Genomic DNA, 14,502 nt, shown 5'->3' on the forward strand with positions numbered 1-14,502 from the left:
GTAATACTTGAACGGGAAACATCATGTTACGTGAATTTCCTTTTTAGGATTACGGTTGTCTGTTGTTGTTAGTTTTGAAAAGGAGATTCATTTTCATGCAAAAAGGTACAGTTAAATGGTTCAACGCTGATAAGGGTTACGGCTTCATCACTGGTGAAGACGGCCAAGACGTCTTTGTACATTTCAGCGCCATCAATGGCGAAGGCTACAAGAGTCTTGACGAAGGTCAGGCTGTTTCCTACGATGTAGAACAATCTGATCGTGGCCCTCAGGCTGCTAACGTTACCAAGCTTTAATTCTTGGTTCGTTAAAGGAGATCCAATCGGGAAACCGATTGGGTCTTTTTTTATGAGCGCAAACAGGATCGCCTATATTCAGGCTTTTGCGACTGCGACAGCATTATTGCGGCGCTGGTCCTTGTAGTAGTCCAAGCCACCTGATTTCATTCTAGGCAGGCTCTCACGCTTGCTGCTTCAAGGTTAATTGCCACACACTAACAAGCATCCAACAAGCAAACGGCATCGCAGCGACAAACAAGCCTATGAAGATTAATCCTGGTGCATCGCCGCTTTCAGCCCATAGGTAGCTGAAGGTTAAGCTGATGATCGCAATGATGATGGTTATGCCGCCTAGGAGCCATTGCAAGCAACGAACGCCGTTGGTGACCTGCTGCGGTGAACGGATGATTTGCCACAAGGTGATGGCGCTGGCGGCGATCCCGCCAAGTACAAGCCAGCCGCCAAGCAGGACGAGAATTAATGAAACAGTTGGTTGGACGGTTAACAGCAGTAAAATCGTTGCCCATAAACCGATAGCAAGGAAAACCACACTGCCCAGTAGCAGGCTAAGTGCCAAAACAAGATGATGTTTGCGGACCCACAAAGATGATTTTGACATTTTAATAACCTCCAATTAGTCCATACGCTAGCGCATTGTTGCATTCAATAGTCGAGTGACCGCGCTTCTTGACGAAAAAACAAAAAAGGTATCAGCCTAAACGCCGGTACCTTCTTTATTATCTTTGAGAAAAAGTTGTGGCGCTGATGACTTACTCGCCTAGTGTCGGCTCGTCTGTGAAATCATCAACGATGCGGAAGCTGACATTTTCATTTTCTTTCAAAAGTTTGGCAACTGGGCATTCGTCCAGTGCCTGGGTGACAATCTTTTGTGCTTCTTCGCGGGTGTGGCTCGGCATCAAGATTTGTGCGTCTACGATGAATTTGTAGCCAATCTTGTCACGGGTGATGTCCACACGAGTACGGAGCTGGGAATCTTCAGCAGTGCCTTCGCGATGCTGCACGATGCGGATGGTCGCATTAAAACAGGTAGACAAGGCAAAAGCAATGAACTGCTCCGGGTTGGTCCCAGGGGCATCAATCAAGGAGCTAGAAACACCCAACGCTAAGCCTTGATTACCTTCAACATAACTTTCACCGACTAAACCATTTTCGTTGCGGACATAGGTATGATACAAAGAACGTTCTGCCATGCTATTCATCCTTTCTTATAGCTATCACCGTGAGTATAACATGGAACCGCTTTACATGGGGGCATTGAGTCTCGTTTGCAACGCCTGAATCGCTACGTACCAAGGCGTTTTGGAACGGATAACAAACATTTTCAATGGGTTTTGTTTTGTCAAAAAAACTAAGCAGTTATCGCTAGTGTCGCCATAAAAGTTCAGTCAGTCATGGTTGCAGGCGAATGATTTTTGTCGCAACTTGCTCGATAAAATGCTCATCGTGCTCGACAAAAAGCATCGTCGGTTGATAATGCTTGATGGCGGCGACCAGCTGGTCTTGGTTGTAAGTGTCCAAATAATTGAGCGGCTCGTCCCAAATGTACAAAGCTCCCGGGGTGGCTAGTGATCGCGCTAGTTCGACTTTTTTCTGTTGGCCCATGCTCAGATGCTCAATCGGCGTGTTAAAGTCGGCTCGCGGCATGCCGAGTTTGCGCAAGTTGTTAAGCAAGGTTTCACGGCTAAGCTGGTGCTGTTTGGCAAAGTCGACTAATGTACCGCGGTTATCGGTGTATTGTTGGCGAACAAGACTAAGACTGACGGGGGCCAAGGTGAGGTGCCCTGACTGCATGCCGGTGAACTGCTGCAGCAAGGCGCGGATCAAGGTCGACTTGCCGCTGCCATTGTCACCAACAATGGCAATCCGATCGCCGCGGGTCAAAGTAAAAGAGATCGGCTGGAAAAGGGGTTGATCGAATCCGACTTGGACCTTTTCAGCGACCACAAGTTGATGGTGATGGGTCGATACCGGCAGCATGGTGAGTGGATCAACCTTTTCTAGGTTCTTCAGAAGACTTTCCTTCTCATCGATTTCTTTAGTCATCCGGTGTTCGAGATTTTTACTTTTTTTCATCGTCCGTGCAGCTCGAGCGCTAATAAACCCGCGACCAGCATTATGACCGCTGTCCTTGATGTGCGGATTACCATAGATACTCTTTTCTTTATTTTCCGCCCAAACTTTTTTATCATGAGCCGTTCGTTTAAGTCGGGTAATTTCAGTTTTAAGTTGACCATTTTTGGCCAGTTCAGTTTGATCTTGCCGCTCTTTTTCGGTCATGAAGGTGGAGAAATTGCCTTGATAGAGGGTAATTTGCTGCCGCTGGATTGCTAGCGTGTGGTCGGTGATGCTGTCCAAAAAATCACGATCATGGCTGACGACAATAAAGCCGGTTTTTTGTTGGAGATAGGCGGCGACTTGTCGGCGGCTGCGCAGGTCGAGGTCATTGGTTGGCTCGTCAATGAGCGCGAAACCATTGTCTTGAATGAACAGTAAGGCGAGACGCACATTTGTTTGCTCACCACCAGATAAATCGACAAATGGGCGCCAGAGAATGTTAGGATCAGCTTGGAGCAGATTTAGTTCACGTTCGAGTTGCCATTGCGCAACATCGGTGATGGCTTGTGCGGCAGTCAGCGTCAGTTGGGTTTCATCCAGCGTTTGAGGGAAATATTGCAACTGCAAGGGAACAGTCACCGTGCCACTGTAGGGGAGTGCTTGTTGTAAAATTCGCAACAAAGTGGTTTTGCCTCGACCGTTGCGACCGACCAATCCGAGATGCCAGTTGGTATCAAGGTCAAAGGTTGTGTTCGTAAAAAGCGGTGCTTGACCGTCATAAGCAAAATTGAGCTGTTTAATTTGAATCGTAGACATACAGCCACGTCCTTTCGGGGATGTGCCTGCGTGATCAGAACGTGAATCGGTATGACTTTTTATGGCTGAAAAGTGTTGAAAGTTAGCGGCATCAGCCTTGCTATTGGGTTATTTGGCAGCATAACTGCGTTGGCTTGTATGCAACAAAAAAGCCAGTCCAATAACACTTTGGGACTGACCAAAATAAACGGGGGTGCCGTCCTTGATCAAGCCCAATTGTCAAAAAGTCCGTACTAATCCCGTTGATGATGACAGGACTTGGACATTTTCAACAATTGGCTTACTTCAATGGACGAAACCTCACTTTCGAATTTAACTTGGCTTTAAATTACCACGTGAAGCTACTGTCGTCAAACATGTAATGCTTTCACAATCGCTTCATTACCGCTTGCAATCTTCACTGTGTCTCGATGGCGATTGCTGTCTAAGGCTGCCACTAGGACGTCCGCGACATCTGCGCGCGAAATAGTTGATGGTCGTTGCGGCTGCAAGGTGATACTGCCTTTTGCAGGATCGTTGGTGAGCGCGGTTGGCTGGACGATGACGTAATCCAGATCCGTGTTGTGAATGAGCCATTCGTCAGCGTAGTACTTGGCGATGTAATAATCGTGCAACTGGTCTGGCCATTTGTCCGGATCTTCAGCATCAAGGGCGCTGAGCATGATGAATCGACTAATATCAGCGCGTTCAGCAGCTTTCATCGTTTTGACAGCACCATCTAGATCAACGCCGAGAAGATCTTGACCGCGGGAGCCTGCTGCGAAGACAATTGCGTCATGACCAGCATAAAGGTCAGCTAAGCGATCAACCGGCCATGAAAGATCGAGTTCCACGGCGCGAAAGTTTTTCTCGGGATCAGGTGTCTGAGCGATTGGATCACGATAACCGCCTGTAACTGTATCACCACGATCAAGCAGTTTGTGGACCAGCAACTGGCCGATTTGGCCGTGGGCACCGACAACAAAAATTTTCAAAACAAATATCCTTTCATGGAAAATGATTGCTATTAGTATAACGTTTTTTATGACAGCAAGAAAGCCGTTGCAGGCAGGAATGCTAAAAAGTTTAGTGCGGTGAGTTTCTAGAATAACCCGGTTACAGTCGCAGAAACCCATGCATCAGGGATTTAAAGCAGTTCTGTCTGCGGCCATAAAAAAACGCGGCTGCTTGCATCAACCGCGCTGTTGCCATCGTTAAATCATTTGAAGCGGGATATGATGCCGCGGTGCCGGGAAAGTTTGATCGAACAACGCCAATTCGTCTGGTGAAAAAGTAACATCTGCCGCGGCGATATTTTCCGCCATGTGGCTTGCTTCACCTGAACGAGGGATCGTGAGCACATCGCCATGACGCAGCACCCATGCAAGCATCAGTTGATGGGTTGAAATGTTTTTCTCTGTGGCCAAAGTTCTTAGTTCCGGTGGCAGTTTAATTGACTTGCCACTGCCTGACCCAAATGGCGAGTAACCAATCGTGGTAATGTTGGCCTGCTTTTGCTGTGGCAGCAGATCATATTCAATACCGCGCGATTGTAAGTTATAAAGCACTTCATTAGCCGCAATTTGGTCGCCGCCCGGTTCCAGCGTTAATTGATCCATGTCATCAACGTCAAAGTTCGACACACCATATTGCTTAATTAAACCTTCTTTTTGCAAATCCTGCAGGCCTTCGAGAGTTTCTGCTAACGGGGTTGACCCGCGCCAGTGAAGCAGATATAGGTCGAGATAATCAGTTCGCAATCGTTTAAGACTATTTTTTAGGGCTGTTCGCATCTGTCGCTTGTCTGCGTGTGACGGATAGAACTTTGAGATCAGATAGATGTTAGCGCGATCATAATCACCAAGAAAACTGCCAATCAGTGACTCAGCCGCCCCGTTGCCATACATCTCCGCGGTATCAATCACGGTCAAACCATGATTCAGTCCATACTTTAAGGCAGCAGCTTCCTGTTCACTTTGTGCCGCATTGCCTTCGCCTAAGTACCAAGTACCCATACCCATGATCGGGACATTGACGCCACCAATCTTGATTGTTTTCATGATCCGACTCCTTTCTTTCAACACATCTATTATACAAGTTGTGAAAAAAATGACCGCTTTAAATAGAGCCTGTGAAAGAAGATAAAAAAAGCGTGTTACCTACGCATGAACGTGCATTTTTTTGCAGGTCACGAGACAGTTTTCACGCTTCTCCATATCAATTAGTTGCTGAAATTTGCTATTGCCGATTAGCTTTAACAGGTTGCGTCGCAGGCTTTCGACGTTGATACAACAAGTAATGCAGCACGACCAAACCAAGAAAGACGACACCTACTAATAATGAAACACTTGTTTCTGGGTTTAGTAGCATGAAAAATAAAGTGAACGCGAGGAAAATAAGTGTGAGATAATTGCTATAAGGCGCGAATGGCATTTTGAAAGGATGGTTGGCCATCTGATCAGCGTGGACTTTGCGAAAGCGAATTTCGCTGACTAAGATGACGATCCACGGCACCATACCAGGCAAGACGCTGGAACTATAAACTAGCACGAAAACATTTTTCGCGGCTGGTGCAATGTAAGGCAGTAAGGCATTCAAAATGACGCCCAGTAAAATCCCGCCGCCCACGGCGATGACCGGATAAAAAGGTACCCCATGACGATTTAGTTTGGTGAAAATTCGTGGCAGTTGTTTGGCATCAGCTAAGGTGTATAACATTCGGCTGGCTGAGTAAATGCCAGAATTGGAGCCAGATAAGGCAGCGGTAATCACCACAAAATTAATGAGTGAAGCGGCAAATGTGATGCCGATTTTGGCAAATGTCTGAACAAACGGCGACCCTAACGTGCTGAGCTGATTCCAAGGGTAAATGGCGACGATCACGAAAATCGCACCAACGTAGAAAATCAGAATTCGACCAATCGTGTCTTTCACTGCTTTAACGATGGTCGGTCGCGGATTCTCAGCTTCACCTGCTGTGATACCAAGCAGCTCAACGCCTTGGTAGGAGCCGAGGACGATTGACAAGGCAAAACAGAAGCCTTTAAACCCGCCGGTGAAAAACCCGCCGTGGGTCCAGAGATTGCTGATACCAACCGGATGGCCGCCATTACCAATCCCAAATAAAATGACGCCAAGGCCGGCAATGATCATCAAAACGATCGTCACGACTTTAATCAAGGCAAACCAGAATTCCAATTCGCCAAACATTCGCACCGAAATTAGATTTGCTAGTACAAGGAAGGTGATGGCCACTAACCCCGGCAGCCAACCCGGCAACCCGGGCCACCAGAATTTGAAATATTCGCCAATTGCGATCATTTCGGACATACCAACAACAACAAATTGGAAAATGTTGCTCCAAGCAGTGAGATAGCCAAAAATCGGATGCATGTATTCACTGGCAAACTTGGCAAATGAACCAGTTGCCGGATCAATATAAAGCATCTCGACCAATGCACGCATGATCATGTAAAGGAATAAGCCGGCAATGATGTAGGCGATCAGAACAGATGGCCCTGTCCATTTAATCGTGGCGCCTGCTCCCATGAAAAGGCCAACGCCGATGGTACCGCCAAGCGCAATCATTTGCATGTGACGGCTGCTGAGTTTTCGTTGCATGGTTATTTTCGCTTCTTTCGTCTTGAGAAATACAAGTAATGACTATACAAGAAAAGTCTAACCGGCGCAAACAGGTGGCTATGAAACGTAGACATGAAATAGGCATCACCGTTAACACGCTTCTTGACATTCAAGTCACTATGTCCGTTATCGGCTTTTGCGGTAAACTAGTGACGGATCATTCAATAAAGTAGGATATGAGGAAATATTTTGGATAACAAAAACAAATTCACTGCATCATTAAATGCCTATATGGCAAAACACAAGTTGAACACCAATGCGACATCCGCAGCGATGGGTGTTTCCGTGCCGACTTTGCGTAAAGCACTGCGCGGCCAAAGCGTGAGCCGCAAGACCGCGGCTAAGATTGAAAGCATCATTAAGTCTGGCAAGGTGCCAGCAGAAGCTCACAAAACCGCTACGAAGGCACCAGCTAAGAAGACGGCACCTAAGAAACCAGCTGCAAGTAAACAGGTTAAACCAGCCGCGACAGCGAAGCAGCCAGCTGCAAAAGCCAAACAAACTAAATCGGCTGAACAAGTGTCAGCAAGTAAATCAGCGACAACACCAAAAGCCTCGCGTGTTCAAACTAAGCGGGCAGCCAATCAGCAGTCGCAAGCAACTAGCCAAACGCCGACTGCACCACAAACTGAAGCAGCAGCAAGTTCAAAACCGGCACGGCGCACTGCCAAACGGGTGACGCGTTCAACTGTCACGTCACGGCAAAACCAGCGCCCCAACAATCAGCAAGAGCACAACAACAACGAGCAAACACCGAAACAGACGCCTGTTCAGAAAAAAAATCCGACGCGGCAGCATCGCTTCACGATTCGCCAGCAGCCGGATGTTGCGACACAGGAAGCAGAAGCTGAGGCTAAGAAACGTCAGACTGAAGCTAATCGGTCATCTGTATCGGCTAGCTCATCTTCAAGTCAGCAATCGACTGAGCAGCGTCACGACAATCAGACAGAGCGTCACATCAAGAAGCGGACAGTAACGGCCCCACGGCGCAATGTGAATAGAACCGATCACGAACCTGCCCGGCGTGATAATGGCTATACGCGCAACAATCGCAATAAGCCAAATGGTAATCGCCAGCCTAACCGCACGCGCCAAAATCGATTCGCAGCCAACGCTGATCCTCAAAACTGGCAGCCAATGACTCAGCCGGCGGCATCAAGTGCCTCACAGTCAATGACAGCCAAAGCGTCGACCAACAATCGCCATGTGCCAGCAGTGGTTAATCACGTTGAAACGCATACACCAAGTGTGATTCGATCAACCTCAAATGACCGTAACGGCAAATACAATTCAGCTAATACTGCAAGCAGCAGTACCAGCGATACGACCAGTCAACAGGCAACGAACAGTACCAACATGCATACTAATTATGGTACTCATGATGAAGCACCGTTGGTAGCTGGCAAACAGTTGCAACTCTTTATTGATGAAAGTTTTGAAGAGCACCGTCCAGATCCGCGTACCATGCACATGGGGATCGCGGCTATTTTCCCAGAAGGCGACGACGACAGTCTCATTGGTTTCCGTAATGCGCTCTATCCCTATGGCTGGGAACCAGGGGATGAAGTTAAAGCCCGCGGTAAACAGGTTGATGCCTTAACACAGCTGATCAAAGCAGCCGACCATGAAAACATGGGGATGTATACCGTCTTTTCACAGAAAACGACGTATCCTGATTTCGCCCCGTCAATGGAATATCTGTATCCATACATCGGCGCCACGATTCACGTGTTGCGTGATGTTGACACTACTTTTGATAGTATTGTGATCATGATCGATCATCGGAATGAATTGGAAGGTAATCAGCTGGTGATGGGCGCTGATATTGTGAGTCGCTACTTGACGCTTTCCTTGGAACGACCAATCAAGGTTCGGTTTGAGTTTGCAGATTCTCGCGAGCATCTCGGCTTGCAACTGTCAGACTTTGTTGCCAATGCTGCTCTGCGGCTTAGTAATGACGAACTGAGCCTCATTGGGATCTCGCCAATGCCTGAGTTGGGCGTTTCGCAACACGATCAATTAGTCCGATTGACGTTACTTGGCTTGCAACAGGTTGTGATGGGTGTGCGCGCCGAACGAGCTGCAACACCATCAAAACATTCACAACCTGATCGCTTCATGCAACTGATCTTTGATGCCACTTACGCCGATTCCGATCAGGTACGCGGTGCGTTGCCGGTTGTCAAAAATGCGGTCGAGCAACTCATCGATGTTTTGCCAAATGCCCGGGTCGGTCAAATCTCCGGTATGCCAAACCAAAGCTGGTATGACATGACAGCGCGGATGGCAGGACTATTACGGTATATCAACAAGGATCCAAAACCATATGGCCGGGTGCTTGCAAAGATCGAAAGCGTGACGAAGACTGCCGCTGACGAACTGGAAATGGCACTTGATTCTGACGATAAAGCCAAGCATTAATTGGGTTTTAAATGACAAAAAGGGTACTGCAATTTAACCGTTGCAGTACCCTTTTTTAGATTATCAAGTGTTGTTACTTAGTGTGATCTTTTTAAGCAATGAAACTATTCTGGTTTTGTAGGTACGTAATTTCGTCAAAAGTAATGCGTGTCTGCAACCGTTGCATGATCTCCCGGTTGAGTTTGCCTTCAGCAAAAGCACCTTGAATGAACTCAAATTCAGCATGGAATGCCTTTAGGAACATGGCATATAGCACATCACCATCGAAAGAATCCGTATGAACCCGGCGATGCCGATCACGATAGAAGCGGCGAACGATGTTGATGGCACTACGATTTTGACTATTTTCGGCACTTGCCAAGTACTTCATCACCGCATCATAGCCGGCCTGCTCGATAGGTAATAGATCTTCACCGTGCTCAGTAAATTGCCGTTTCCAAAAAATCGGCTCAAGGTTAAGCAGTGTGGTTAAAAAAGCATTTTGCGCTTCGTCTAGACCTTTATACATACGTCCCATATTAAAGGTGAACCGTAAGCGGAGAAAAAGATTTTTCCACGTTCGCTGATCTGCTGTGAAATCATTTAAATCAATAAAGCGATTGTAATAGTGCGCTTCGTCATGCGTGATGGTCCCATTGACCCGTAAAGCTTCAATGGTTCTTTTCTCAACTTTTATGGTGGTATCAAAGATATCCCGTTGCATTCTTCGCGAAGGTTTATCGTTCAGAATCATTTCCTGAGACAACGCGTCTGCAACGATTTGGGCTTCGCTATGATGAACGGATTCATCCCGCATGGCATCAATGCCAGCTGATAACATTCGGCGCAACCAAACATATTGGCGATTGCGTTTTGGCTGCTTAGGCACGCAGAATGGTAGAACCAGTACCGGCACAATCAGACTGAGTAAAATGACAGTTGCCGCGATCAGAATCAAGCCTTGCCGGAGCGGAAAACTGTGACCATTAACAATTTGTGGCATTGAAAACGCCAAAGATAAGGTGATGGTCCCATTCGCACCACCCAGCATCATAATGACGGCGTTGCGCCAGCGGTGTTTTTTACCAGTTCGCAGCAAGGTTCGACTCCATAGTAGGCGAACCAGTGACTTGGCTGCGTAAATGAAAATGCCAATACCCACAAGCAAACTGAACAAGCCAGCTTGTCCGCGCAAGGCGCTAACGATGACATTGGGCAGCGAGAGGCCGAGCAAAACGAAGACGAGTCCGGAAAGAATGGCCGCTACCATTTCCCAGACATTGGCGCTGACGATTTGCATGCGGGCACTGGTTAGTCGCAAACGATCGCGCTCTACACCTTGCGCAATCCCAGAAGCAACAACCGCCAGAATCCCAGACAGGCCAAGTTCTTCGGCTAGAAAATAAACCAACAATGGCGTCAGTAACTGAATACCGACCATGATCAACGGCTCATCGTCGCCGATATGAATCAGCCAGGCCCGCAAATTCACGATCAGCATACCTAAGACTGCCCCGACCAGGATACCGCCGAAGAAGACGAAGAGAAAATCGAGCAAGGCGTCTGTTGGTGAAAATTGTCCGGAAACATAGGCAGTCAGTGCCAGATCGAATGCGACAATGCCGGCTGCATCGTTGAACAGACTTTCATTGGACAATAGTTGCATTTGGCTGTCGCTCAAAGGATTGGTTTGGGCAACGGCGCTGACCGCTGATGCATCTGTTGGCGTGACGATGGCAATGAGTGCGAAGGCCAAACTTAACGGAATAATTGGGAACAACGCATGAACGCCAAAGCCTAAGATAATGACCGAAACCAGCACGAGGCCAACTGCCAACGACACGATATTGGTTAAAGAGCGGCCAATTTGAATACGTGAAGCATTTTGACCTTCGTTAAACAACAGCGGGGCAATGATCGCAAAGGAGAAGACCGATGGATCAAGTGTGAAATTACGAAGAGAAGGCATAACGGCTAATGCCGCCCCAAGGCCGATCAAGAAGAATGGCAACGGGATCTTAGGAACGTGCCGTGCCAAGATGTTGCCTAAAATGACGATTGCCAACATGATGCCAAAGATAACAACCTGGTTCAAAAATGATCACTTCCTTGATTGACCTTATTTGACCTTTCTATTTTAGCACCAATGCAAAAAAATAACCGCTCATTGGTCTGAGAGCGCGAGCAGGAGCGCTTAGAAACTGTAGTGTAAGTGGCCTTGAAGTGAAAGGGCCGGTTTTTGGTCCTTTTGCTTCAAGGTCCTTACACGGAAGTTTCTGCGACTGTGAGCGCGTTTTCTACAACGGCGGGTATGCTGACAATAAGGATGGCTTGTAAGTATTCTTTTTCATTGGGTTGAGCATCTTTATTGCTATGCTAATGATGTTGGTTCCGATAGCCTGAGCTGGCTACGCGGTGATTCGGGGGTGGCGACCGCGGAACTACCGGGAACAACCTAACCAGAATAGAATAACCGACACTTTAAACAGATTATGCGTTAGTGACACAACGACAACTCACTTCTTCAATCGCTTTTTTAAAATGCGGGTCATTTTTCTAGCCGTCACGCGCCAAGAGAGGTATAGGGCGATCCAAATGAAGGTGTAGATGACGATGAACGAAATGATGAAGCTGGTTAAGGCAGAGCCAATCAAGAATTGCCAGCCCATCAGGTAGTTCGTTGCAAGGACGATCAAAAAGGTGCTGATGAAATGGGTGCCATATGCAACTGGTAAACTGAGCCAGTCAAGATCGAAAATCGAAGATAGGATGCCAATGACGGCACTCATGATGAACAGTCCAGCGATAGAGCGCGGTGTTGGATTAATCGTGTCTAAATGCAACATCAAAGTGGTCAGATAAACGGTTGCGCCGATCATGATGCCAATGACGGCCTCGGTCAATAACTGCTTTGCGATTCTCATAAGGGCCACCTCACAATCCTAATAAACGTTTCAAGTCAGGAAGAAATTTACGACTGACCGTCAATTTTTGCTGATTACTCATGAAGGCGGTCATATTACCGGAAAAAGAAGCTTCCAGTGATGTCAAATAATTGATATTCAGAATGGTACTTTTGGCTACCTGAATAAAAAGCTGAGGATCAAGCTTAGCGCGAATGGCTTTTAGCTGGCCACGCGAAGTATAGACCTTGGTCATCGTGTGGACCGTGAGCTCGTCACCGTAGACTTCGATTGCCACGATGTCATTAACGGCCAGTACCACAACGCGGTCACCAACAGTTAGCGGAAGGGTTGGTCGATTGTCTGATAATTGTTGAATTTGTTGCAAGAGCTGCAACACAGCCGGTGAAAGCCGCGCAGCCTTGATGAGCACCTCAATATCATCCGGATTCAAGTCAGGATCTTGATCAAATGAAACTTTCATAGGCTCAGTCTCCTTCCGCATGACGCCAGCGTATCGCACGATTACGTTTCATTATACGCGGGCGAGGGCGGCCTTTCGACTGAATCTGGCAAGAAGGAAAATAAGGATGCTCACACCAAGCGTAAAACCAATCAGAATCAGGTAAGTGTGGCTGCTAGAAAGCAAGCCGTTGACGTCAATGCGAACACCCAACATTTTTTCAAAACTGGACCTTGCAGCCTCTTGCTTGCCAGTGAAGGTCGTGGCTAACGGCTGTTGCAACAGAATCTGGCGATAAGCAGCGGCGTTGTATGGGAAGGGGGTCATTTTCATCAAGGCTTGTGCGCCGCTGGGAACTGCCCCGATTGGCATGTAAACCCCAGCGAAGAAGCCTGCTGCAGTACCGACAATGGTTGCAATGCCGCTCATGGTGGTCACGCGGGAAACAAAGCTCAAAATAAGTAAATTAAAACTTGTCCAAACCACACTGCTGAACAATGCGAGAGCAATGATTTTGCCAGTTAGTTGCCATGGAATAACGACATGATCAAGCAGGGCGAAGGCGCCTGACATGGCGCCGAACATGAGCAGCTGCATGATGGTGCCGATGATGACGGCACTGGCCAGATAGCCAAATTGAATGCGCAGATAAGAAGCTTCGGTCAACAGGTAGTCGCTTAAATTACCATTCTCACGATCAACAATCATTCTTGCTAAGCCATCTTGCGTGGTCGTAACTGCCGTGATGGTAAGCGTGCCGCCGATTAGCCAGGGATCAAGCAGCTTTTCAGGATGACTGATAGGCCACAGTCCGGTCATATTCTTTTTGAGAAAAACCAAATAGAGAACGAAGGCAATCAGTGCGCCCAAAACTGAGAAAAAAACGCCGGCGCGATTGCGAAAAAACAACAATAGATTACGTTTAATAAAAGCTAGCATTAGCGAATCTCCTTTCCGGTTAATGTGACGAAGATCGTATTCATATCAGCTGGATGGAACTCAAAGTCGGTGATCGTATCGGTGAGTTCCGTCAGTAAGGCAATAGCCTGTTGCGGATGATGGATATTGACGTGCACCTCGTTTGCAACGATATTGGCCCGCAATCCGGCTTGATTGGCGACTGTTTTGACGCGATCGGCAGCTGTTGTTTGAATTGTCAGTTGATGAGCAGCATAGCGATTTTTCAGGTCAACAACGGTATCTGCTGCAATGATTTCGCCACGATCAATGACGTAAACGAAGTCAGCATTTTCCGTTTCCTCCAAATAATGGGTTGTTAAAATGACGGTCAATTGCGTTTGGACGCGTAAAGCAGCCAGCGCTGACCAAATCGTTTGGCGCGTCTGAATATCTAATCCAGTTGACGGTTCGTCTAAAAATAAAATTTGGGGATGATTCAAAAGGGCGCGGGCAATATCGGTTCGGCGTCGCTGACCACCTGACAATGTCCCATATGTCTGATTCAAAATAGGTGCCAGGTCAAATTGCTTAATCAGTTGATCGAACCAAGCAGTATCTGGGTGTTGATACATGCGCGCCCGCAATCGTAGATTTTCATTAACTGTTAGTTGGCGATCAAGGACACTATCCTGAAAGACAACCCCAATCTGTTGACGATAGGCCACTTGCCCAGGTGTGTGATCGGCGACGGTAATGGTGCCACTGGTCGGTTGAATCAAGCCTGTCAGCATGCCGATTGTCGTCGATTTACCTGCCCCGTTAGGACCTAAGAAGGCCACGAATTGCCCACGGTCAACCGTCAAATTAATGCCGTTCACTGCTACTTTCGGACCAAATGTTTTGGTCAGACCCTTTGCTTCAAGAATGGCCATTGATGTCACCTGCTTTCGATTTGTTGGCCTTAGCATAACGACGATTGTGCCAAGTGTCTTGAGAAAGGCGGTAAGTGGTGCAAAATGCTTGGCAAGTGGTTGAAAATAGCAAA

The 14,502-nt window shown here is 47.5% G+C and carries 13 protein-coding genes; 2 read left to right on the forward strand and 11 right to left on the reverse strand.

The genetic code is table 11. The annotated features are described in order from the left end of the window. The first annotated feature begins 95 nt into the window (after nt 1-95). Entirely contained in the window at nt 96-296 is a 201-nt protein-coding gene (locus LBPC_RS02830) for a cold-shock protein (protein ID WP_003563620.1), read from the forward strand. Between the two features lie 163 nt (nt 297-459). On the opposite strand, the gene LBPC_RS02835 is transcribed toward LBPC_RS02830, so the two are convergent. The 6 genes from LBPC_RS02835 to LBPC_RS02860 form a co-directional block, all read right to left on the reverse strand. Continuing rightward, on the reverse strand, nt 460-897 hold the full coding sequence (locus tag LBPC_RS02835; RefSeq protein WP_003662804.1) for a hypothetical protein: 438 nt from the start codon (nt 895-897) through the stop codon (nt 460-462). Between the two features lie 151 nt (nt 898-1,048). Continuing rightward, a complete protein-coding gene (locus LBPC_RS02840; protein WP_003563625.1) occupies nt 1,049-1,489 on the reverse strand; it encodes an OsmC family protein in 441 nt (146 codons plus the stop codon). Nucleotides 1,490-1,688: 199 nt separating this feature from the next. Beyond that, nucleotides 1,689-3,170, reverse strand: a complete 1,482-nt coding sequence (abc-f, locus tag LBPC_RS02845) for a ribosomal protection-like ABC-F family protein (RefSeq protein ID WP_003662806.1) — start codon at nt 3,168-3,170, stop codon at nt 1,689-1,691. A gap of 350 nt (nt 3,171-3,520) precedes the next feature. After that, the gene (locus LBPC_RS02850) at nt 3,521-4,144 is read right to left on the reverse strand and encodes an SDR family oxidoreductase (RefSeq protein WP_003604498.1); all 624 of its coding nucleotides are present in this window, start codon (nt 4,142-4,144) and stop codon (nt 3,521-3,523) included. Between the two features lie 219 nt (nt 4,145-4,363). Further along, a complete protein-coding gene (locus LBPC_RS02855) occupies nt 4,364-5,209 on the reverse strand; it encodes an aldo/keto reductase (RefSeq protein ID WP_003662808.1) in 846 nt (281 codons plus the stop codon). A 178-nt stretch (nt 5,210-5,387) separates the two neighbouring features. Further along, nucleotides 5,388-6,770, reverse strand: coding sequence for an amino acid permease (locus tag LBPC_RS02860; protein ID WP_016365819.1), 1,383 nt, complete (start codon nt 6,768-6,770; stop codon nt 5,388-5,390). Nucleotides 6,771-6,980: 210 nt separating this feature from the next. Between LBPC_RS02860 and LBPC_RS02865 the strand changes: the two genes are divergently transcribed. After that, nucleotides 6,981-9,212: a DUF3800 domain-containing protein gene (locus LBPC_RS02865; protein ID WP_016383473.1), complete on the forward strand. Its 2,232-nt coding sequence runs from the start codon at nt 6,981-6,983 to the stop codon at nt 9,210-9,212. A gap of 91 nt (nt 9,213-9,303) precedes the next feature. Here the strand turns inward: LBPC_RS02865 and LBPC_RS02870 are convergent, their stop codons facing one another. The 5 genes from LBPC_RS02870 to LBPC_RS02890 form a co-directional block, all read right to left on the reverse strand. Further along, nucleotides 9,304-11,286 carry a cation:proton antiporter gene (locus LBPC_RS02870; RefSeq protein WP_003662812.1) on the reverse strand — a complete coding sequence of 661 codons (1,983 nt, stop codon included), beginning with the start codon at nt 11,284-11,286 and terminating at the stop codon, nt 9,304-9,306. A 421-nt stretch (nt 11,287-11,707) separates the two neighbouring features. Then, nucleotides 11,708-12,115 carry a DUF3021 domain-containing protein gene (locus tag LBPC_RS02875; RefSeq protein WP_003662813.1) on the reverse strand — a complete coding sequence of 136 codons (408 nt, stop codon included), beginning with the start codon at nt 12,113-12,115 and terminating at the stop codon, nt 11,708-11,710. 10 nt (nt 12,116-12,125) lie between these two features. Continuing rightward, nucleotides 12,126-12,578, reverse strand: a complete 453-nt coding sequence (locus LBPC_RS02880) for a LytTR family DNA-binding domain-containing protein (RefSeq protein ID WP_003563640.1) — start codon at nt 12,576-12,578, stop codon at nt 12,126-12,128. 51 nt (nt 12,579-12,629) lie between these two features. Next, nucleotides 12,630-13,496, reverse strand: coding sequence for an ABC transporter permease (locus LBPC_RS02885; protein ID WP_003662816.1), 867 nt, complete (start codon nt 13,494-13,496; stop codon nt 12,630-12,632). Further along, nucleotides 13,496-14,389 carry an ABC transporter ATP-binding protein gene (locus tag LBPC_RS02890; RefSeq protein ID WP_003583633.1) on the reverse strand — a complete coding sequence of 298 codons (894 nt, stop codon included), beginning with the start codon at nt 14,387-14,389 and terminating at the stop codon, nt 13,496-13,498. The genes LBPC_RS02885 and LBPC_RS02890 overlap by 1 nt, the downstream gene beginning before the upstream one ends. Nucleotides 14,390-14,502 lie beyond the last annotated feature (113 nt).

It is taken from the genome of Lacticaseibacillus paracasei subsp. paracasei (assembly GCF_000829035.1).
GTDB classification, from domain to species: Bacteria; Bacillota; Bacilli; order Lactobacillales; family Lactobacillaceae; genus Lacticaseibacillus; species Lacticaseibacillus paracasei.

Excerpts from the sequence above, each read along its gene's own strand:
- LBPC_RS02830 (WP_003563620.1), top strand. The coding sequence starts at position 96 with ATGCAAAAAGGTACAGTTAAATGGTTCAACGCTGATAAGGGTTACGGC.
- LBPC_RS02835 (WP_003662804.1), bottom strand. The coding sequence starts at position 897 with ATGTCAAAATCATCTTTGTGGGTCCGCAAACATCATCTTGTTTTGGCA.
- LBPC_RS02840 (WP_003563625.1), bottom strand. The coding sequence starts at position 1,489 with ATGGCAGAACGTTCTTTGTATCATACCTATGTCCGCAACGAAAATGGT.
- abc-f (WP_003662806.1), bottom strand. The coding sequence starts at position 3,170 with ATGTCTACGATTCAAATTAAACAGCTCAATTTTGCTTATGACGGTCAA.
- LBPC_RS02855 (WP_003662808.1), bottom strand. The coding sequence starts at position 5,209 with ATGAAAACAATCAAGATTGGTGGCGTCAATGTCCCGATCATGGGTATG.
- LBPC_RS02860 (WP_016365819.1), bottom strand. The coding sequence starts at position 6,770 with ATGCAACGAAAACTCAGCAGCCGTCACATGCAAATGATTGCGCTTGGC.
- LBPC_RS02875 (WP_003662813.1), bottom strand. The coding sequence starts at position 12,115 with ATGAGAATCGCAAAGCAGTTATTGACCGAGGCCGTCATTGGCATCATG.
- LBPC_RS02880 (WP_003563640.1), bottom strand. The coding sequence starts at position 12,578 with ATGAAAGTTTCATTTGATCAAGATCCTGACTTGAATCCGGATGATATT.
- LBPC_RS02885 (WP_003662816.1), bottom strand. The coding sequence starts at position 13,496 with ATGCTAGCTTTTATTAAACGTAATCTATTGTTGTTTTTTCGCAATCGC.
- LBPC_RS02890 (WP_003583633.1), bottom strand. The coding sequence starts at position 14,389 with ATGGCCATTCTTGAAGCAAAGGGTCTGACCAAAACATTTGGTCCGAAA.